At 49.1% G+C, this 20,034-nt stretch carries 18 protein-coding genes; 7 read left to right on the top strand and 11 right to left on the bottom strand.

Going from position 1 to position 20,034, the window contains the following annotated elements:
* Nucleotides 1-40: 40 nt before the first annotated feature.
* The 8 genes from DC345_RS02350 to DC345_RS32065 form a co-directional block, all read right to left on the bottom strand.
* Entirely contained in the window at nucleotides 41-442 is a 402-nt protein-coding gene (locus DC345_RS02350) for an FxsA family protein (protein WP_113051705.1), read from the bottom strand.
* Nucleotides 443-448: 6 nt separating this feature from the next.
* Nucleotides 449-955, bottom strand: a complete 507-nt coding sequence (locus DC345_RS02345; RefSeq protein WP_113051704.1) for an acyl-CoA thioesterase — start codon at nucleotides 953-955, stop codon at nucleotides 449-451.
* Between the two features lie 130 nt (nucleotides 956-1,085).
* Complete coding sequence (pyk, locus tag DC345_RS02340) at nucleotides 1,086-2,513, bottom strand: pyruvate kinase (protein ID WP_063568089.1); 1,428 nt, start codon at nucleotides 2,511-2,513, stop codon at nucleotides 1,086-1,088.
* Between the two features lie 105 nt (nucleotides 2,514-2,618).
* The gene (locus tag DC345_RS02335) at nucleotides 2,619-3,650 is read right to left on the bottom strand and encodes an acetyl-CoA carboxylase carboxyltransferase subunit alpha (RefSeq protein WP_113051703.1); all 1,032 of its coding nucleotides are present in this window, start codon (nucleotides 3,648-3,650) and stop codon (nucleotides 2,619-2,621) included.
* A complete protein-coding gene (gene accD / locus DC345_RS02330; RefSeq protein WP_113051702.1) occupies nucleotides 3,651-4,544 on the bottom strand; it encodes an acetyl-CoA carboxylase, carboxyltransferase subunit beta in 894 nt (297 codons plus the stop codon).
* A gap of 406 nt (nucleotides 4,545-4,950) precedes the next feature.
* Nucleotides 4,951-5,139, bottom strand: a complete 189-nt coding sequence (locus DC345_RS02325) for a hypothetical protein (RefSeq protein WP_017689496.1) — start codon at nucleotides 5,137-5,139, stop codon at nucleotides 4,951-4,953.
* A 285-nt stretch (nucleotides 5,140-5,424) separates the two neighbouring features.
* Entirely contained in the window at nucleotides 5,425-5,916 is a 492-nt protein-coding gene (locus DC345_RS02320) for a phosphatidylglycerophosphatase A family protein (RefSeq protein ID WP_024629130.1), read from the bottom strand.
* Between the two features lie 557 nt (nucleotides 5,917-6,473).
* On the bottom strand, nucleotides 6,474-10,568 hold the full coding sequence (locus DC345_RS32065) for a DNA polymerase III subunit alpha (RefSeq protein ID WP_258530445.1): 4,095 nt from the start codon (nucleotides 10,566-10,568) through the stop codon (nucleotides 6,474-6,476).
* Between the two features lie 304 nt (nucleotides 10,569-10,872).
* Between DC345_RS32065 and DC345_RS02305 the strand changes: the two genes are divergently transcribed.
* From DC345_RS02305 to DC345_RS02295, 3 genes are all read left to right on the top strand, one after another.
* Complete coding sequence (locus tag DC345_RS02305) at nucleotides 10,873-11,202, top strand: YtrH family sporulation protein (protein WP_024629128.1); 330 nt, start codon at nucleotides 10,873-10,875, stop codon at nucleotides 11,200-11,202.
* A 21-nt stretch (nucleotides 11,203-11,223) separates the two neighbouring features.
* Nucleotides 11,224-11,712 (top strand): sporulation membrane protein YtrI, encoded by a 489-nt coding sequence (locus tag DC345_RS02300; protein ID WP_063564310.1) that lies wholly within the window; start codon nucleotides 11,224-11,226, stop codon nucleotides 11,710-11,712.
* A 97-nt stretch (nucleotides 11,713-11,809) separates the two neighbouring features.
* Nucleotides 11,810-12,151, top strand: a complete 342-nt coding sequence (locus DC345_RS02295) for a YtpI family protein (protein ID WP_181586439.1) — start codon at nucleotides 11,810-11,812, stop codon at nucleotides 12,149-12,151.
* Between the two features lie 164 nt (nucleotides 12,152-12,315).
* Here DC345_RS02295 and DC345_RS02290 read toward each other — a convergent pair whose 3' ends face one another.
* The 3 genes from DC345_RS02290 to DC345_RS02280 all read right to left on the bottom strand — a co-directional run bounded on the left by DC345_RS02290 (nucleotide 12,316) and on the right by DC345_RS02280 (nucleotide 14,616).
* Nucleotides 12,316-13,650: a DRTGG domain-containing protein gene (locus DC345_RS02290; protein ID WP_113051701.1), complete on the bottom strand. Its 1,335-nt coding sequence runs from the start codon at nucleotides 13,648-13,650 to the stop codon at nucleotides 12,316-12,318.
* Between the two features lie 228 nt (nucleotides 13,651-13,878).
* The gene (locus DC345_RS02285) at nucleotides 13,879-14,166 is read right to left on the bottom strand and encodes a hypothetical protein (protein ID WP_076289792.1); all 288 of its coding nucleotides are present in this window, start codon (nucleotides 14,164-14,166) and stop codon (nucleotides 13,879-13,881) included.
* Between the two features lie 102 nt (nucleotides 14,167-14,268).
* Nucleotides 14,269-14,616 carry a YlbF/YmcA family competence regulator gene (locus DC345_RS02280; RefSeq protein ID WP_076289793.1) on the bottom strand — a complete coding sequence of 116 codons (348 nt, stop codon included), beginning with the start codon at nucleotides 14,614-14,616 and terminating at the stop codon, nucleotides 14,269-14,271.
* Nucleotides 14,617-14,896: 280 nt separating this feature from the next.
* Between DC345_RS02280 and DC345_RS02275 the strand changes: the two genes are divergently transcribed.
* The 4 genes from DC345_RS02275 (at nucleotide 14,897) to DC345_RS02260 (ending at nucleotide 20,026) form a co-directional block, all read left to right on the top strand.
* Entirely contained in the window at nucleotides 14,897-16,264 is a 1,368-nt protein-coding gene (locus tag DC345_RS02275) for a YheC/YheD family endospore coat-associated protein (RefSeq protein ID WP_113051700.1), read from the top strand.
* Between the two features lie 30 nt (nucleotides 16,265-16,294).
* Nucleotides 16,295-17,485: a YheC/YheD family endospore coat-associated protein gene (locus DC345_RS02270; RefSeq protein WP_113051699.1), complete on the top strand. Its 1,191-nt coding sequence runs from the start codon at nucleotides 16,295-16,297 to the stop codon at nucleotides 17,483-17,485.
* A 61-nt stretch (nucleotides 17,486-17,546) separates the two neighbouring features.
* Nucleotides 17,547-18,920: a YheC/YheD family endospore coat-associated protein gene (locus DC345_RS02265; protein WP_113051698.1), complete on the top strand. Its 1,374-nt coding sequence runs from the start codon at nucleotides 17,547-17,549 to the stop codon at nucleotides 18,918-18,920.
* Nucleotides 18,920-20,026: a YheC/YheD family endospore coat-associated protein gene (locus DC345_RS02260; protein ID WP_113051697.1), complete on the top strand. Its 1,107-nt coding sequence runs from the start codon at nucleotides 18,920-18,922 to the stop codon at nucleotides 20,024-20,026. The genes DC345_RS02265 and DC345_RS02260 overlap by 1 nt, the downstream gene beginning before the upstream one ends.
* Nucleotides 20,027-20,034: the final 8 nt, after the last annotated feature.

Raw genomic sequence — 20,034 nt, 5'->3', positions numbered from 1 at the left:
CTGATGAGCGGTGCCTTTCTTTAACTGATGCTGATATTTCCTATTGCTTCGGACCACGATAAAACTTAATACTTCCGTTTCTCATTTTCTTCTCCAACCAGCCCAGGAAGAATAGGCGGTACACTGAACGTGTTACTGGAAACAACAGTGTAAAACCGATCAGATCTGTGATAAATCCCGGAATCAGCAGCAGGAAACCACCGACAAAAATAAATAGTCCATCTACCATTTTCCTTCCAGGTACCTTACCGCGCTCCATCTCGGATTTGGCATCAATAAGTACTTTTCGTCCTTCAAACTGCAACATTGCTATACCGATCAAGGACGTGAGAATCATGAGAAGCAATGTCTTTCCGGCTCCAATCCAGTCACTCATAAGAATGAAACCATACAGTTCAATCACCGGAATGATTAATAGCAGGGCCCACATCCATTTTCGCATTACGTATTACCCCTTTCCTGAAAGCCACACTTTCTCAAGCGCGCTGTAGAGCTCAGAAGCTGCCTTATCCAGCCTGACTGGCTTCCAGTCCCCATTGACCCATACATGCTGGGTAGAGCCTGTAACCAACCTTTCACCAGGAAGGGACTCCTCAGATAACCACACTCGTTGCCCAACGCCTATCTGCTCATTAAGGTCTGGAGTCATGCGCCTTATGTCATACTCATAGTTCAGTCGCAGACCACTAAATGCAGCAATTCGGGTGAAAATGACGATGTCATCATCATACCGGGCAGGTTTATGATATTTTACATCCAGTCCGGTTACCGGAAGCAGTAACCCCTGTTCCTCCATTTTACGATATGTATACCCCATTTGGCGAATCATCTCGGTTCGACCGATTTCAAACCAATTCAAATAGTTGGCGTGATAGACCACACCCATCTGATCACTTTCTTGATAACGCACGCGAAGGCGTGCCGTGTACCAACTGCCATTGCTCTGTTGTTGCATGTTACCGGCCTCCTTCGATATACCAATTCTTACGTATCTAGCGGCGCTAAAGTGTCATAAAGATGGAAAAAAAGCAACAGGACGCAAACGCCCCATTGCTTCATTCCTGTTGCTTCTCGTCCAAACACAATTATGCGTTGTTTGGAATTTGGCTTACTTTGATCAGGTTAGTGGAACCGGAACGACCCAAAGGTACACCCGCTGTAATAACAACAAGGTCTCCTTCTTTTACAAGTCCGGATTTCACGCCGCCTTCAATTGCATTTTCAAACAAAGCGTCAGTGGAATCAACAAGTCTTCCTTTGACTGGTGTTACACCCCAAGCCAGTGCAAGACGACGGGAAGTTCTGTCTTCCGTTGTCACCGCAATGATTGGAGATTCTGGACGATATTTAGAAATCATGCGTGCTGTATGACCGGATTCAGTCGAAGTAATGATCGCTTTAGCGTTCAGATCTTGAGCTGACAGGGCAACAGATTGGCTGATTGCTTCAGTAACTGTTGTTTGTTGTGCAACACGTTGTTTCAGATACAGCTCTTGGTAAGGCAGAGCAGATTCTGCTTTTTCGGCAATACGGGACATGGTCAGAACGGATTCAACTGGGTATTTACCCGCAGCTGTTTCACCAGACAACATGATTGCATCAGTACCGTCAAAGATCGCATTAGCCACGTCACTTGCTTCTGCACGTGTTGGACGCGGGTTGCGTTGCATGGAATCCAGCATTTGTGTAGCTGTGATAACTGGTTTGCCTGCAACGTTACATTTTTCGATCATGCGTTTTTGTACCAATGGTACTTCTTCCGCAGGAATCTCTACACCCAGGTCTCCACGAGCAACCATCAGACCATCGGACACTTCAAGGATTTCATCCAAGTTGTCCACACCTTGTTGGTTCTCAATTTTGGAGATGATTTGGATATGTCCGGCATTGTGTTTTTCAAGCAATTCACGAATCTCAAGGACGTCGCTTGCTTTACGAACAAAAGAAGCCGCGATGAAATCGACACCTTGTTCGATACCGAATACGATATCGTTGGCATCTTTTTCAGTGATACCCGGAAGAGAAATGGCAACTCCCGGAACGTTAACACCTTTTTTGCTTTTGATCGTACCACCGTTAACGATACGGCATTTGATCTCAGTGCCTTGCACTTCCACCACAGTCAGTCCGATCAGACCGTCGTCGATCAGAATTGTAGATCCCGGTTCAACATCACTCGGAAGATCTGCATACGTAATGGAAAGACGTTCTTTGGTGCCCAGAATTTCTTCTGTTGTCAAAGTGATGTACTCGTCTTGAACCAATTCGATCGGCTCCACTTCGAGTTTACCTGTCCGAATTTCCGGTCCTTTGGTGTCCAGCAAGATCGCTACTGTCTTGTTCAGCTCTTCGCATGCTTGGCGAATTGCTGTGATCCGTCCGCCGTGCTCATCGAAATCACCGTGGGAGAAGTTCAAACGGGCCACGTTCATACCGGCCATAATCAATTTTTTGGTATTTTCCAATGATTCACTGGATGGACCAATCGTACATACAATCTTTGTTTTGCGCATTTTGGGTTTCCTCCGATTTTAAAGGTCTATCTTTTTATCTCTTTTTCTTTTTCCAACTATTAAATTTACTATACTTTTGCTCATTTGTATAGGAAATTCATCACATCATTCAGCATTTCCCGACAAATTACCTGCTGTATCGACTTCAACAGGCACTTGAGGGACTTCAATCTGCACTTCAGGTTCAAACGTGACTGATCCAATTTTACGGAATTTCTCATACCGATCCTGTTTCAATTGGTCACCACTCCATCCTTTCATCTCGTCCAGATGACGAACCAAAGCCTCACTTATTGCAGCCGCAGATTCTTCATAATCCCGATGAGCACCGCCGCGTGGCTCAGGGATTATTTCTTCAATGACTTCCATCTCCAGAAGGTCTTTGGCCGTAATTTTCATCGCTTCGGCCGCCTGATCTGCCTTGGATGCATCTTTCCAAAGAATGGAAGCAGCACCGTTCGGAGAGATCGCAGAGTAAATTGCATGCTCCAGCATCAACACACGATTACCCACAGCCATAGCTAGTGCCCCGCCGCTACCACCTTCGCCGATGACCACTACAATAACAGGCACCGAGAGCTTCGCCATTTCCAGCAGGTTACGGGCAATAGCTTCCGATTGACCTCTCTCTTCAGCAGTATTACCCGGATACGCCCCTTTAGTATCAACAAAGGTAATAATTGGACGACCAAATTTGTTCGCTTGCTTCATCAAGCGCAGTCCTTTTCGGAATCCTTCCGGATGTGCGCTCCCAAAAAAACGGGCGATGTTATCCTTCGTATCTTTCCCCCGCTGTTGGCCAATGACCGTTACTGTTTTTCCGTTCAGCTTCGCCAGTCCGCCAACAACCGCCAGATCATCTCCGAACATGCGATCGCCGTGCAACTCAATGAAATCGGTAAATATCAATTGGATCAGATCTAATGCCGTCGGACGCTGCTGATGCCGCGCCAGATGCATTTTCTGAGCAGCTGTTATACCGGAATAAATCTCTTCTTCGAGTCTATGATAACGTTCTTCAAGGCGGGCAATTTCGTCGGTGAAGTCAATACCCTTTTCCTGTCCAAACTGTACGAGCTCTTCGATCTTTTTGCGCATCTCAACCAGAGGCGCTTCATATGGCAACTCACCCGCCATTTAGACCCCTCCTTTTTCACTATGCATGTCTAGAAGCTTACCAAGGGTGGCTCGAAGTTCTTTACGATGGACCACCATGTCCAGCTGGCCGTGCTGTAAATTAAATTCTGCCGTTTGGAAATCATCAGGCAGTTTCTGACGGATCGTCTGCTCAATCACGATTCTTCCAGCGAAACCAAATACAGCTCCCGGCTCCGCAATAATGATATCACCAAGGCTCGCAAAACTAGCCGATACTCCACCTGTCGTCGGATCCGTGATAACCGAAATATACAAACCGCCCTGTTCATCCAAACGGGACAAAGCCGCACTTGTTTTTGCCATTTGCATAAGGCTAAGAATACTCTCTTGCATCCGGGCACCCCCAGATGTTGAGAAAATGATCAAAGGCAAATGTTTCTCTATTGCATGCTCAATCGCACGGGTAATTTTCTCTCCTACTACCGAACCCATACTGCCTGTAAAGAAGTCGAAGCTCATGACAGCAACAACCACAGGCAAACCTTCTATGGTTCCCTCACCCGTAATGACAGCTTCCTTCAGTCCTGACTTCAAGCGCTGTTGTTCCAGTTTGTTACTATATCCAGGGAAGTCAAGCGGATCAACCGAGATCATATCAGCGTCATGCTCCACAAACCCTTGCTCATCTAGAACCATGGCAATGCGTTCCATTGCGTTCAAACGCATATGGTAACCGCAAGCCGGACATACTTTTAAGTTTTTTTCCAATTCCTTGCTATATTGAATCGTGCCGCATTTGCTGCACTTGTTCATAAGCCCTTCAGGTATTTCACGTTTTGGACGTTCTCCAGCTTCCTGACCTTCGCCACGAAGCGCACGCTCGGAAGGTATGGTGGCGTACTTCCGTTTTTTCTGGAATATATCTTTGAACACAACTACACCTCTCCAGCCGTTGATTTGATGGCCGCAACCTGCAGTTCGTTGCATGTAGCAACTTCATCCGCGCGCTGCGGTAAACCGCTTACGACCCATACGCTGCCATGGGCCTTGTCCAGCATTCACAACAAAAAAATCCGCCGGTATAAGGCAAGGATCAGCGGCTTCTGTCAGCACGATTGATGTTACCTGCAATAACCGAAAGATTGTTGCGCCGATGTTTGAATCTGTCTTGGTAGGGTCTCTGGGAGCAATCTGGTCGGTCCTTGTCCTAACAAAAAAAGAAGGAAGGACAGCAGCATACAATACATGCAAGTCGATTCCTCACTCCGCTTACGCGGTCAGTCCCTTATGTACCATTGGTACTTCTTCATCTGCCAAGGCACGTCTGATATCGAATGAATCAGGAATGCAGAATCGAATTCAGCACTTCCTGAACCTCTTCCAATTCCCCTGAAGGGACGCGAATCTCAAATTGCTGCTTGGATAAACTGATGGGACGGGTCTGTACCAGAAAACCTTCTTCCGAAAGCTTGGTCTTGATCTTGTCCGCAACCTTTGCTGTCGGTGCAATGTAAATCACCGTCCACATGCCATGTCCGCCCCCTAAGCTAATGTTCAGAGCCCGTATATTGGACTAATGATAACATACCTCACTTTTTTTCTGCAAGGAAGGGTTCGGGACCTTTGGGGAGAAAACGAGATCTAGAGGGACATTTGTCCCGCGAGGATAACCGATATGGTGATGCAATGATCCTAGGACTTTCCTTTTTAAAAAAGGGATTGCAGGCCGCTCAGGGCAGCAATAGCTACCCTGGATGACCTTCCATTGAACAAACAAAAGATACCAAATGAATGAAAACACAAATGAAGAAAATCAGATATCCGATGGGTATTTCTTGGCTTTAATATTTTTGTGAGCAATTCGGGCAGAAGCAGCAGCGGCGAGCCCGGCAACCAGGTCGTCCAGAAAAACATGTATAGCTGGTCCTGCTTCGTTCAGATCATGAATGACACCAATCTTTTCTTTATCCAGATAACCAAAACTGGTTAAACCGATCATACCATATACATGGGTAATGCCAAGAGCAAGAGTCTCGTCCACTCCATACAGGGATTCATCCGCCTCCATAATTGCCTGCAAAGGTTGCGGCAAAAGGCGTTTCTCAGCAAGCTCGTCGAGGGCTATACCTGTGTATAGCGTATATTGCACCTCACGTTTCTGCAGTACTGATTTTACACTCGTGACACAGTCATCCATAGTCAGTTCCGGGTGGTACCCTTTTTGCAGACGATATACAATTTCCGCGATTGCATCAATCTGTACACCCCGCCGGGCCAGCATGGCTTCTACGATTTCATATGACATATCTCGACCTCCCGCATCGCTCCCCCAAGGACCTCAGGTCCTTCGGTGTTCTCAAGTGTATGCGGCAAACTCGCAAAATGTTCATAAAAAATGCGGAATGTGCATTCGTTATGGCAATCTGCTTACCCTATAAATTATGCAAAAATATTCACATATTACACTCTTGTTCGTCCAATATCTCCTCCACCTGCATCCCTGATGGAATTGGTAAAATAAATACAAAAAAACCAGCTCGGCAGTTGGCCAAGCTGGTTTCATCATTGGGAATATGAGGGGTGTCCCAAAGTCATGAGCATGGCCTGAGACACTTTTTTAATTTTATTCGATTCGAACCTAACGAATCCAGCACACGCTATTAGCTCTCATTTCCACAGAACTGCGGTTTAACGAATCACAGAGATGTTATTTCGTCATGTTATAGGTCGGGCCACAGCTTTGTACCGGACCAACGTCACTAAAGTTCGTCAAACTTTGCATTTCACGATCATCCGCCTTTTAAAACGCGGTGGTTCGTTAGCGGCTTTGAATTAAGAAAACAATTAAAACATGAAAGCCTATTATTTTATTTTGACTGTGCCATCACCCAGCATCTTCTCCATCTCGGAGAATAAAGAGGGCGAAGGTTTAATCCGGTAGGCATCACTCAATGCAAGTAGCTTCTGCTGCTGTTCATAGAAGAGCACCGTCGCCACCGGACCCGAATGCCGCTGAAGCAATTGTTTTAGTCGGGCCAGAAGCTCTGGATTCTCCGCCTGCGGGGTGATCTTCACGAACACTCGCTGCTCCACTGCTCGCGGCCCACGGCTCTGCTCCGTGCCGCCAGCGGCCTCAGCGGCACGTCGAGCCACGGAAGCGGCCTCACTGGCATTGGCCGCACCTGGTTCACCCGCAGCGCTGTGCGTCGCTGCCGGGCCCTGGCTTCCGCTGCTGCGTGCAGCTCCAGCACTCACGCCTGAGCTGCTGCGCTGTGCTCCGGCTCCCGCGCCAGCCGCCTGCCGTGGCGAAGCCGTCGGGCGCGAAGCACTGCCGCTGCCGGGCTTACCGCGCCGTTCGCGGCTGCGCAGCTGCTGTTCCAGTGCCGCCGGTGACAACGGCGCCACTTCCTCAGCCAGCAGCTTGAACCCTTCGTCCTGCTGCTGCACCTTGGCACGCACGACGAGCAGTTCACCTTTCCCAACATGTTGCTGGCTTCGCCGCCATACTTCGGGAAAGAGAACCACTTCACAGCGTTCGATCTGGTCTTCCAGCTCCATGAACGCCATAGCCTTGCCCTGTTTCGTCGTAATCGACTTCACAGACACAACCATCCCAGCTGCGACGGCCATCGTATCGTCAGCCGCTTCAGTCAGCTCCATAATGCGATCTGCGCCGCTGGATTCAAGCACATCTTCGTAGTCATCCAGTGGATGACCAGACAGATACAAACCTAACAGTTCACGTTCCAGCTCCAACTGCTGACTCCCGGAATAAGGCGGAATTTCGGGATATTCAATCTCCCAGTTCGGGGTCTCGACAAAATCAAACAATTGAATTTGTAGATCCTCGCGTTCCTTGCGCCATTTCAGAGCGGCTTCCACCGTTTCATCCAGCATCGCCAGTAATTGGGCGCGGTGCCCAGGCAATGTGTCAAAGGCTCCCGCCTGAATAAGCGATTCAATCACACGTTTGTTGCATACCCGCAAATCGACGCGACGACAAAAATCGAGCAGGCTGTCGAACGGTCTTTCCTGACGTACAATCATGATGCTCTCCATTGCCTGGGTACCTACATTTTTTACCGCAGCCAGACCAAATCGTATCGCCCCAGTTGCTGTATCTGCATCAGAGTTCTGAACCGACAATCCATCCTTTTCCTGTACAGCAGACATTTCATGCTGTTCGGAATGCGAGGCCCCCTCTTTCCCAGTTCCATGAAGGCGTTCTGCTGTAGAAACAGTCACTACGCCCGAATTAATCCGATCCTCGGTATGCTCCGGCACAGTCGTCGCTGCCTGCCACTCGTATGAACTACCATCTTCGTCTGGTGCGGGGCCCGGGTCATCTGGCAGAGGTGCTTCGCCGTACTCTGCTTGTCCGGAATAATAATCATCATGTACAGCATGTGCCATCGTTGGACTTGCTGTCCCATTCTCACCCTGCTCTCCCTCTAAACGTTGGGTTTCCGCTGCTTGGTCAGCACTAGTTTTGCTAGATGATGTAAGTACAGGTGTAAACAGAATACCGCTCTCATTCACATCCGGTGGAAGTACTTCAATGTCCATACGTCGGCATTCCACGACATACTCCGCTACCTTGCGGTGACTGCCCATCACGGCAGTTAACATGGATGCCATAAAATGAATGGGATAATGTGCTTTCAGATAAGCCGTCTGGAAAGCAAGCACGCCATACGCAGCGGCATGGGCACGCGGGAAACCGTAGTTGGCGAACTTGACGATCATATCATAGACCAGGTCTGCCTCCGCTTCGCTGTACCCTTGCTTCAGACTGCCCTGAACGAAATGCCCACGTTCGAGATCCAGTACTTCCCGTTTTTTCTTGGATACCGCTCTGCGGAGCAAATCCGCTTCGCCGAGAGAGAAGCCTGCCATCCGGGAAGCAATCTGCATAATTTGTTCCTGATAGACAATGATGCCGTACGTATCCTTAAGGATGGACTCGAGATCCGCATGGGGGTAATCCACTTCGATCTGGCCATGTTTGCCCTGAATGTATTTGGATATGAACTCCATTGGGCCCGGACGATACAGGGCCAACACGGAAATAATATCTTCAAATACACTCGGCTTCAGCTCCTTCAGGACACGACGCACCCCTGCGGATTCAAGCTGGAATATCCCCATCGTGTCGCCTCGGCCAAGCATCTCATACGTGAGTGCATCGTCGTCCGGAATATGACGAAAATCCGGAATTTCGCCATTTTCCCCAATCCAGCGCAGACAGCGTTCAATAATCGAAAGGGTACGCAGACCGAGGAAGTCCATTTTGAGCAGTCCGATAGACTCCAGGTTTTCCATGGAATATTGCGTTAAGGCCGTCCCCTCACTCCCCTCTTGAAGCGGAACGGCATCCGTAAGCGGATCACGGGAGATGACAACCCCCGCCGCATGCGTGGAAGCATGACGAGGCATGCCTTCCACTTTCATCGCCATATCGAGCAGCTCACGTGTTTTGGGCTTGGTCTCATACAGAGCCTTCAGTTCAGGGGTGGCTTCCATTGCCCGCTGAATGTTAATGCCAAGCTGTGCAGGAATCAGCTTCGCTGCCTTGTCCACCTCGCCGTAAGGCACATTCAATGCACGTCCGACGTCCCGAACGGCTGCACGGGCAGCCATCGTACCAAAGGTAATGATTTGGGCTACATGGGCTTTGCCGTATTTTTTCGCAACATATTCAATGACTTCGTCTCGCCGTTCATCGCTGAAGTCGATATCAATATCCGGCATGGAGATCCGTTCCGGATTCAAAAACCGCTCGAAGAGCAGGTTATACTTCATGGGATCAACGTCTGTAATACGCAAGGTATAGGCAACAAGACTACCTGCCGAGGAGCCACGACCCGGTCCGGTGACAATTCCCTGCTGGTGAGAATAGGCGATAAAATCCCATACGATCAGGAAATAATCCGAGAATCCCATACTGTCTATAACCCGGAGTTCATATTCCAGCCGCTGTTCAAGCTCGGCTCTGAGCTCCGTGTCCGTCCAACGCGATGATTCATTATAGCGCTCTTCCATTCCCTCTTCGCACAACTGACGCAGATAGGCAGACGGAGTTTTCCCTTCAGGAAGCGGTCTGTACTCCGGCAAAATGGATTTGCCGAATTCCAGCTGCAACTCACACGATTCCGCGATGCGAACCGTATTCGCCAATGCTTCGGGCACATGGGGGAACAAACGCGCCATTTCTTGTTCATTCTTGAGATAAAGCTGATTGGTTCCGATACGCAGCCGGTTCTCGTCATCTACCGTTTTCCCTGTTCCGATGCAGATCAACACATCCTGAAGCTCCGCGTCCTCTTCGGACAGATAGTGCGCATCGTTGGTCGCCACCAATGGAATATCCAGCTCTGCTGCCAGACGAATCAGTTGGGGATTCACTCTTTTTTGCTCAGATAGCCCGTGGTCCTGCAGCTCCAGATAGAAATCGGCACCAAAAATGTTTTTGTAACGCAGCGCCGCACGCTTCGCCTCTTCCTCACGTCCATGCAGCAAATGCTGGGGAACCTCGCCCCCCAGACAAGCACTTAAACAAATAATACCCTCGTGATGAGCAGCCAGACTCTCCATATCAATACGCGGTTTGTAATGAAACCCTTCCAAATGTCCGATGGAGCATAATTTCATCAGGTTGCGATAACCCGTCATATTTTTGGCCAATAAAATCAGATGATGAATCGGCTGATCCTTCCGGCTCCCCCGCTCTTTGCGAGACCCGGCAGTCATGTAAGCCTCACATCCAATAATCGGCTTAATTCCCCGCTCGACGCATGCTTTATAGAAAGGGATAGCACCATACATTACACCGTGGTCGGTCAATGCCAGCGTAGTCATTCCGAGATCCGCGGCTTTATTCACGAGATCCGGTATACGCGCAGCGCCGTCCAGCAAACTATATTCACTATGAACGTGCAAATGCACAAAAGAACTCATGTTTTTTCTTCCTTTCGCCATGGACAGTCGCAGCAACCTGCTTGAATCAGGTTACTACACTATCTTCTTCTATCCATATTTTTCATCCTTCGGTTCAGACCGAAAGTTGTTTTCTGTATCCATGTAAAATGCTCTATTAATGAAATGAATGAAAATAAGGATCCATCCTAATAAAGAGTGTTTTATTATTCTATTTTATCATAACGTTCGGGGGCACGCCCATACAATAGAAGTACAAGCCGCTCCCCCTGTTACGGACCAAAGACAGGAGGTGTGCTGCTGGGTCTGAAAGGGGTGTTGCCGGATGAGCACATTTTTGTCCAAAGCCATTCTTGATTTCTTCATTGCGTTTGGGATCGTGCTGGGCGGCGCGATGATTGGAGGTATAGGAGCAGTAGTCTCTCTCCAGCCTCCTACACAGACGATGCTTGATGTTGCTGGGAAAATAAAAATTTGGGCGCTCGCAGCGGCCGTTGGCGGTACAATCGATCCGATGCGGGTGATCGAAAGCAACGTGCTGGACGGCAATCTGTCTCCGGCAGTCAAACAAATTTTGTATTTGATATCCGCATTTATGGGCGCCCACATGGGTACCGAACTGGTGAAATGGGTATGCGGTGGAGGACGGGGTTAGCATGACTCCAGGACAGCGCCCATGAGAATCCCGCCATTTTCACGTTACCGCCCGCTTATGCGCATGACTGCTGTCTTTGTTCTCGGAATGATCGCCGGTTGTGTCGTATACAACGGTGTATTTCACCTTAGTTACAACGAGTTGTGGCTCAACAATCAGGAGTTGCAGCTTCAGCTGCATCAGAACGAGGAGGATATTAAAACGCTGAAAAAATACAGTAAACGCCAAACCGTCATCAAGGAAATTAAGGTCCGTGCAGAAGACTCTGACAAAGGTCCGGACGAGGCCTCCCTAAAAGTGATGCTGCAAAAGCTGGGAGATGAACTTGAGGTTCTCCGGGGCCGTGATGTGTTCAACATCGATGAGTACAGCAAAATGACACGAATCATGCTGAACCAAAAAGTGTACACGGTCAGAGAAAAGGAATATACCGTCCAGGTGAAAACGATGCTGGTGATGGAAGGTGTGCTGCAAGTTTGGGTACAGATTCGGATGCACGTTCCGGCTTAGAAATGGATGATAGCCTCGGAAAAAAACTGCCCTTGCCCTCTGCCTGCATGGTACAATAAGGGCAGTAAATGCTTTCCAGAAAAGGAGCTGCGTCTTTGTGTTCATCGATGTACTCAAATATGTACTGATCGCCATCTTTGCCCTGGCCATGGTCTGTTCAGCTCTGAACAGCATTCGTTCGCGCAGAGCCACTGATCCCATCGCCACAGGTCTTTATCGCTCATGGACCAACGTCTGGATGGGTAGCATGCTGATTATTCTTTCCCTCATCCTGATGTTTGTGTTTACCGGTTCTACGCTATCCGTCGTTGTGGAAGCGCTATTTCTAATTATGGGAGCGTACAATCTGTTCGCCGGTTTACGTAACCGCAGTTACTATGCCCGCCTTCAGCAGCATGCAGACGCTGGAACTGGCAAGACATCCGGACAATCTGCCTGATGCATTAGCACGATGTCAATGTGTTTTGCCAAAAAGAGAGATCCTCATCTATCCGAACAAGCCTGAACCACATTGATTTCGGGGTACAGTGCGTTATTTCGATAAGAGGATCTCTCTTTTTTGCTGGAATTATGATATTTTTCGGATCAAAGATCTCTAGATTTCTACGCATGGTCAATCGATTGCAGGGTCATCACCGCTTTGCATACAACATTCCCGTCACGGGTAATGACAATATCCATTTTGCAGGTCCGACGACTTGTCTCCAGAATCATTGGACGCACCAGAATCTGATCTTCAATCTGTACCGGACGAACAAAATACGTTGTTATATTATCCACCATATGGTCGTTTCCTGTAACGTCCCAAGCGGCACGCCTTCCAGCCTGTGTCATCACATTCAGCAGAACGCCTTCCGAGATTGTACCGAGATCTGTTGCCATCTGAGGAATGATGAATCCGTGGAAAAACAGTTCGTTCTGCTCTCCGCGCTCTTCCGCAAACCCGTTCCAGATCAGATGATCAAACGTCTCTCCAAGCTGTGGCTGCTTCTGCGCATCACGCATCGCTTGCAGCACTTCCTTACGGGTGACGGATGCAATCAATTTACGGTTCCGATCCACAATGGGTAGGAAGTCAATGCCCTCCCACGTCATGATCTGTGCAGCCGAAGCCAGTGAGGTTTGCAGCGAAGCTGTGATTGGGCGACGTACGACACACTTCTCAATACTTTGATCCTCTTTTAACTCGCTCACATCTTTGAGACTTACTATACCGATAACCCGGTTCCATTCATCTACTACCGGAAAGCGATGCTCTCCCGTTTCGGAAACCAGCAGATGAAAATCCGCGGCTGAACTGGTCACCTTTAGCACCTGAAGGCGGGGTTTCTGACCAATAATATCCTCTACCAACATAATCTTTTTCTTAATCAGTCGATCGAAGATCGCACGGTTAATCATTGAAGCCACTGTGAACGTATCATGTCGGGAGGAAATGATGGGCAGACCTAACTCATCAGCCATCACCCTCACTTCACGGCTTGTACCAAATCCACCTGTAATTAACACGCCTGCCCCCTGTTCGAGCGCAAGGGAATGTGCATTGTCCCGGTTACCGACAATCAACAGGCTTCCCGCGTCAATGTAACGGGCCATGGCCTGTTCTTTCATCGCACCAATTACGTACTTGTGAAGCGGTTTGGCCAGACCGTCACTTCCACCCAGCACATGACCTTCAACTATGGTCACCACATCGGCAAAAGTCAGCTGCTCGGTCATACCGCGAGGTCTTTTCTCGATCCGCACTGTTCCAATTCGTTCCTTGGTCACGACCAGGCCGAAGTTCTCTGCCTCTTTTACTGCACGATACGCTGTTCCTTCGCTTACGCCCAGCTCTCGCGCCAGTCCACGCACCGATATTTTACTGCCTACCTTCAGCTGTTCAATATGTTGAAGCAATTGTTCATGCTTCGTCACGTTTTCTTCCTGTCCGTCCATCTGTACCACCCCCGAAGATGCATCTGTACTATTCTGTATCTATTATAACACGACCTTAGGAAAATAACCCCATTCTACGCACCATTCTCCTAAAGAACTGCGCAACATCGATCTGAATAATCGGAACAGCAAATTAAGGGTGCAAAAAAGGCCGGTCCCTTCATACCAAAAGGGATCCGGCCTTACAGATAAAGCCATCTCAATCACCATGTCATTTGTGTTCTAACCTTATACAGATTTGCTCTGTTCCTGCTTGTCCACCAGTTTCATCTCCCACTGCCGCAGCTTTGCCCGCCGAACAGCTTCCAGCGCACGCTTCTTCTCTTCATCCACACCAAGAATAAAATGCAGATGTGCACCAATGATTAATAACGAGAACAGCACCCATACGATGCCAAAAATATTAACCCAGTCCATTCCACCAGCAAAGGAAATACGCGGCAGCGCAATGACCAGCATCGACAACGCGATAAGCAGATAGATCACATGTTTTGCTTTCTTCAACCTTTTCACCATTCACAGCTCCTTCGTTCTTGATCGACTCTATATGTCTAGTCTATGAACGACAAGGAGCTAATATGAGAGGTTCAGGCAAAAAAACGGGACAAGGCTTTAGGTTTAGGCTTCAGCACCACCGTACAGATGACCGAGGCTGTCTGCAATAATTTTGTTCACGTCTTCGATAATGACACTCAGGCGACGTTCAGCGTCAAACAGACGACGGATGTTCAGGTTCAAGCTCAGGACCTCGAAAAGTTTCTCCATTTTCTCCATTTCGTCCGGTGCAGGCATATCCCCACTCATCATACGTTGTTGCAATTCCATCTGTTGATCACGGAAATTATCCAGCATAGCCTTCGCTTCAGGGTCTGCTTCAATCAGCTTCATCGCAGAAGTAATTTCTTCAACCTCGCTGCTTTCTCTTAGTGCTTTGGCCAAATCATTGGCTTTGTCATAAATGTTCACTATTATTCCTCCTCAAATTGGGTTGTTCTTCTGTTATCCATTCGTATTCATTCGCATTCTCATCGCAACGCTCACCCGTGTTAATACACGTATTTCACTTCCGTCAAACAAAGCTTGTGGAAACATGCCATTCATTACCTGCCGAGCATCAAATGCATTTAATCCAAATGGGTCAATCACCAAGGGTTATATGTCCTCATATGATGAAGCACATGCCATGTTCAGATGCCGTTCAACTTCGAGATCAGACATCAAGTTGCCGCCCGGAAGGAGATCCGTGATGTCCACTAAAAAAGTAACGATTCAGGTTACCGGCTCGGGCATCCTGCAGGACGACGTCATCATGCTGGGCGAAGGGGTGCTCAAAGCGCTTAAAATCCCTTCTGGCCGACCTCTTCAGCTGCAATTCGGCTCTTTCCGCCGTGAGGTCACTGTCATCCCTGTTCCTAGGTATGACGGTCTGCGCATCAATCAGACGGTAGCCAGCAAGACCGGCCTTGTTCCCCGTTCGGTCCTGAGGATATCTTATCGTTCAGCCAGCCGTACGCTGCGCCTTGGACCCTACATCAGTGTATTGGTCAGCCGGGATTATCCCGATCAACCCGATCGGCCCTTTGGCTCCATCACGATGTTCTGTCAAGAATTGGTGAACGCCTGCCGGAAGCAGGGCGCCTATGTATCCTTTTTCACACCGGAGGATATTGGAGCGGTAACGGGTTATATGAAAGGCTGGGTGTATGATGACGGCTGGAAAAAGACCGTTCTGCCTATAGCAGACGTCGTCAATAACCGGCTGACGTCCCGTAAGCTTGAGAACAAACCTAGCGTACAGCATTTTATTAAAGAAGTAAAATCGCTCTACGGTACACAGACCTTCAATGAAAAGTTTCTGGACAAAAATGAAGTATTTGATGCCTTGAAGTCCATTTCATCACTGAAGAGAGTACTGCCCGAATCCCATTTGCTCAAAGCTTCCGCCACACTTAAAACGATGTGCAATCGGTATCCGGTTGTCTTTTTGAAGCCGGTTCGTGGGTCGCTTGGCAAAGGTATCATCCGGGTCTCCCGTCAAAGCGACGGCAGCTTCCTCACCCTCGCTACAAGCGTTGGGGGGACCCGAAAACAAACGTATACTTCTCTGGATAAACTGTATGCCAGTCTGTCCGGGAAAATGAAAACAACGCGCTACCAGATCCAACAGGGTCTTTCTCTGATTGATAACAGCGGCAGACCCGTAGATTTCCGTGCGCTTGTGCAAAAAAACCGTACGGGCAAATGGAGCGTCACTTCCATCGTCGCACGTATTGCAGGCGGCAGTCACTATGTATCCAACCTGGCACGAGGTGGAAGTCTCAGCACCGTCAAGGAAGCTGTAGCCAAAACTCAATTATCCTCATCAGCCAAAGCCTCTGCATACGCAGGATTGCATACGGCCGCTCTGGATATTGCCAAAGGCATTGAAGGTGCCATCCCCGCCCACTTCGGTGAACTCGGCATTGACCTTGCCTTGGACACCAGCGGAAGGGTCTGGCTGCTTGAAGTGAATTCCAAACCATCCAAGAACGATAATACGCCACTTAGCGAGAGCAAAATCCGGCCTTCTGTCAAAGCGATGCTGGAATACTCCACCTATCTGGGCGGATTCTGAAGAGTCATCCATTAGAGGAGGTGCAGCGGAATGTTCCTGCAACATCAGACAAACACAGTAGCCATCCTGGTTCGGGCAACAGAAGGCTCGCCTCCTTTCGTGGATGAACTCTTCTGTCGTCGTCTCAGTTTGGAAAGCTACCGTTACGGCCTAAATATCATTGTGCTGGCCGTATCGAATAACCCCAGCGTGTCACGCCTCACACAGGGCTATGTATTTGACAGAGGAGAATGGAACATCGTGCCTCTTCCTGCTGTAGACCTGATCATGGACCGCTGTCTACTCCCAATTCCCAGAACATTCAAACAGCAGCTGCAGCAGCTAGCATCGTCAGGAAACGGACACCATGCCCGTTACTGGTCTGCTTCCTTGCCTGGTAAATGGAAGGTATATCGCGCCTTGTCCGCTGATACAAGACTGCGTGCTCTTCTTGCGCCTACGACGCTGCTTCAGTCAGATACCTTATGGGAGCAATGGCTGGAGCGCTGGCCTAAAGGCATTTTCTTCAAACCTGTATCGGGCACCCATGGTAAAGATACGTTTCGCCTTTATCGCGAAGATTACCATACCTCCTGGATTATGGAGGGCAGAAATACTCGCAATGAATTGATTCATCGTTCATTTGAGCGTCGCCAGGATGTCTCTGCCTGGCTGGATTTACACAAGGCCGGTAAAAAGATGATCTTACAGCCGTATCTGGAACTTAGTCATCATGGACGACCGTTCGACATTAGGGCCTTGGTGCAAAAAAATGGGCAAGGACGCTGGTCTCTAACCGGATGTATGGTTCGGGAAGGACCGGCTGGCTCTCTCACTTCCAATTTGCATGGAGGGGGTAAGGCGTACCCTGTGCATTCTTATCTGCTGGAACGATATGGGGAAAATCAATCTAACGCTCTACTGGTGAAGATCAGGCAGGCTGCTGCCCGCATCCCTACGCTATTGGAAAGCCGATTTGGCAGACTTGCCGAACTGGGCCTTGATTTCGGAGCAGATGTGCAAGGCCGCCTTTGGCTGCTTGAAGTGAACTCCAGGCCGGGACGTTCCTCATTCGCAGAGGCGGATGACCCCCGTATGCACAGTCTGACCTACACCCGGCCGCTTGCCTATGCCCGTTATTTGCTGCAACAACATGTTCTCACGGACGTGAACCGTCCAACGAAAATGCCGAATACATCCAGCACAGCTGGCCTGAAACCCATCCCGATTCACGGCGGTTGAGGCACGCAGCGCCCCGCTTGCCATGGAGCCGAAGGATCTTTTCAGGATAGGAGGATAAATCATGAGTTTGACCTTTTGCAATCTGCATTTCACACAGCAACCGGATAAAGTGGTTTATGTATCCAACGCATTAATGAAAAGCCTAAATCTATCCGGCAAAAAAACGATTCATCTGCGGTTTGGCCGTGACCGGGTGCCCGCAACCATCAAACCAATCAAAAAGGCTGGCAAACATCTCTATCTCGCTTCGGGCATACGCAATCTGATGAACGTTCCGAAACGGGGCAGCATCTACCTCCGCAACTTGCAGAACGATGAAGTCCAGTTGGGTCCACTGATCGGCGTGCTGTCTGACGGACCTGCGTCTGGCTCCAACCCGTTTGGTTCCCGTACCGGTTTTATCAAACAACTGCTCCGAGAAGGCAGCCGTAAATCCTATATTTATGCGTTCACTCCAAGAGATATCAACTGGCAGAACGAAACAGTGTCCGGTTTTTTCCTTAACGACAATGGAAGCTTCAGTCGCAAAACCGTACCTCTGCCAGACGTTGTGTATAACCGATTACCCAGCCGCCGCTCTGACTTCTCACCAGCGATCAACCAACTGCGGGAGCGATTCATCCGGCGCAAGATCCCTTTCTTCAATTGGAGTTTCTTCAACAAGTCAGATATTTATAAACTGCTGGAGAATGACCCGGCAGCAGGACGTTATATTCCTGAATCCATCACCAATCCGACGGTAGAACAGATGAAAGAAATGCTGGAACGCCATCAGTTTGTCTATTACAAACCTACAGCAGGAAGTCTGGGTAACGGGATATATCGATTAACCTATTCGCCCAAACGTGGATATTTCGCCCGTTATCGCAAAAAAGGCGGAAACGCCCTGCTTCGTTTTGGTTCATTCAACAGTCTGATGCGCATGCTTCAAGGCAGACATGGCAAACAGCTTCGCGGTTATGTCGTTCAACAGGGTATACGGCTTATTGAGATCGACGAATGCCCGATTGATTTCCGCTTTCACATGCATAAAAATGGAAACAACCAATGGGTAGTCGTCGGCATTGGCGCCAAGAAGGCTGGTCGAGGTAGCGTAACGACACATATCAAAAATGGCGGTTCCTTGATGACCCCTGAGCAGGCGCTCAGCCGCAACTTTGGCGACCGAGCGGGAGAAGTGCTCCAGCATGCCAAATCCGTCGCTATTACACTGGCCCAGGCGATTGAAACCCAGCACCAGCATCTGATTGGTGAGATTGGCTTTGATCTGGGCATTGATCAGGAGGAACATGTATGGATGTTCGAAGCGAACGCCAAACCCGGCCGCTCCATTTTCCGTCACCCTTCTCTCCGACTGGAGGGAAAATCGTCGGTGGAGCACATCCTGGAACATTGCCTGTATTTGAGCAAATTCCGGAAGAGAGACGGCATTTGATGAGCTTGCAGGATGATTTTAGACCCGTTATTGCCATCTTGACCATGCATGATGATCAACGGATGTTCAGAGGAAACCAACAAAACTTCCTGGATATTGTGCAGACGGGCGAAAATATGGGATATGTGGTGTACGTCGTGACTGTAAGAGATTTAAACGTGAGCGGCCCCACTGTGAAAGGATACACGTACAATAAAGGGATTGGGAGATGGACTTCACAGTCCTTCCCCCTCCCCCATGTGCTCTACAATCGGATCCCCAACCGGGAAGATGAACGCAAGCCTTCAGTACAGCGCAAAATTGAGGAATGTATGCATTCCGGAATCGAACTGTATAACCCGTTTTTCTTCAATAAATGGAATTTGTTCGAATGGCTCAAGAAATCCAAGTCTACCCAGCAGCTGATTCCCTATACACGCCGAATGCGAACAGCAACCGCTCTGGGGACGGTGCTGCGATCGTATCCTTACCTGTATCTGAAACCAGAGAGCGGCAAGGCTGGCAAAGGAATCATGATGCTCAAGTTCCAGGAAAAAGAACGGCTTCCTTACCGGCTTAAAATACAGAGCACCCGCAAAAGCACCACGTACAAAGCATCTACCCTTTCCAAGTTGTGGGCAAGAATTCGCAAGGAAACTGGACACACGCCCTATATCATGCAACAGGGTATTGAGCTAGCATCGTCCCATAAGCGTCCATTCGATCTGCGGGTACTTGTGCAGAAAAACGGAAAAGGACAGTGGAGCGTAACCGGTGTTGGCGCCCGTCTCGCCGGGTCTCGAAGCATTACGACCCACGTTCCGCGTGGAGGTACGGTGGAGGACCCTGAGAAGTTGCTAACCGATCTGTTCGGGGAAGAAATGTCGACTTCACTGATGAAGCGGGTAAAGTCCACTTCATTGTTGATCGCAAGACAAGTGGAACGAGGTTCGGGTCATATCCTTGGCGAGATGTCCATGGACCTGGGTGTTGACGATCTTGGAGAGATCTGGTTCTTTGAAGCAAACGCGAAACCAATGAAGTTTGATGAACCGCAGATTCGACGGAGGTCGCTGGAACGCATTTTTCAGTACAGCGCCTACCTTGCCCGTCAATCGAAACGATGATGAACAGG

The sequence above is a fragment of the Paenibacillus taichungensis genome, assembly GCF_003287275.1.
GTDB classification, from domain to species: Bacteria; Bacillota; Bacilli; order Paenibacillales; family Paenibacillaceae; genus Paenibacillus; species Paenibacillus taichungensis_A.
The sequence above is the reverse complement of the archived record's forward strand: the minus strand, read 5'-3'. Positions and strand labels throughout refer to the sequence as shown.

Excerpts from the sequence above, each read along its gene's own strand:
- DC345_RS02285 (WP_076289792.1), bottom strand. The coding sequence starts at position 14,166 with ATGGTGAAAAGGTTGAAGAAAGCAAAACATGTGATCTATCTGCTTATC.
- DC345_RS02275 (WP_113051700.1), top strand. The coding sequence starts at position 14,897 with ATGTCCACTAAAAAAGTAACGATTCAGGTTACCGGCTCGGGCATCCTG.
- DC345_RS02325 (WP_017689496.1), bottom strand. The coding sequence starts at position 5,139 with ATGTGGACGGTGATTTACATTGCACCGACAGCAAAGGTTGCGGACAAG.
- DC345_RS32065 (WP_258530445.1), bottom strand. The coding sequence starts at position 10,568 with ATGAGTTCTTTTGTGCATTTGCACGTTCATAGTGAATATAGTTTGCTG.
- DC345_RS02260 (WP_113051697.1), top strand. The coding sequence starts at position 18,920 with ATGAGCTTGCAGGATGATTTTAGACCCGTTATTGCCATCTTGACCATG.
- DC345_RS02290 (WP_113051701.1), bottom strand. The coding sequence starts at position 13,650 with ATGGACGGACAGGAAGAAAACGTGACGAAGCATGAACAATTGCTTCAA.
- DC345_RS02270 (WP_113051699.1), top strand. The coding sequence starts at position 16,295 with ATGTTCCTGCAACATCAGACAAACACAGTAGCCATCCTGGTTCGGGCA.
- DC345_RS02320 (WP_024629130.1), bottom strand. The coding sequence starts at position 5,916 with ATGTCATATGAAATCGTAGAAGCCATGCTGGCCCGGCGGGGTGTACAG.
- DC345_RS02300 (WP_063564310.1), top strand. The coding sequence starts at position 11,224 with ATGAGAATCCCGCCATTTTCACGTTACCGCCCGCTTATGCGCATGACT.
- pyk (WP_063568089.1), bottom strand. The coding sequence starts at position 2,513 with ATGCGCAAAACAAAGATTGTATGTACGATTGGTCCATCCAGTGAATCA.
- DC345_RS02265 (WP_113051698.1), top strand. The coding sequence starts at position 17,547 with ATGAGTTTGACCTTTTGCAATCTGCATTTCACACAGCAACCGGATAAA.
- DC345_RS02345 (WP_113051704.1), bottom strand. The coding sequence starts at position 955 with ATGCAACAACAGAGCAATGGCAGTTGGTACACGGCACGCCTTCGCGTG.
- DC345_RS02335 (WP_113051703.1), bottom strand. The coding sequence starts at position 3,650 with ATGGCGGGTGAGTTGCCATATGAAGCGCCTCTGGTTGAGATGCGCAAA.
- DC345_RS02305 (WP_024629128.1), top strand. The coding sequence starts at position 10,873 with ATGAGCACATTTTTGTCCAAAGCCATTCTTGATTTCTTCATTGCGTTT.
- DC345_RS02350 (WP_113051705.1), bottom strand. The coding sequence starts at position 442 with ATGCGAAAATGGATGTGGGCCCTGCTATTAATCATTCCGGTGATTGAA.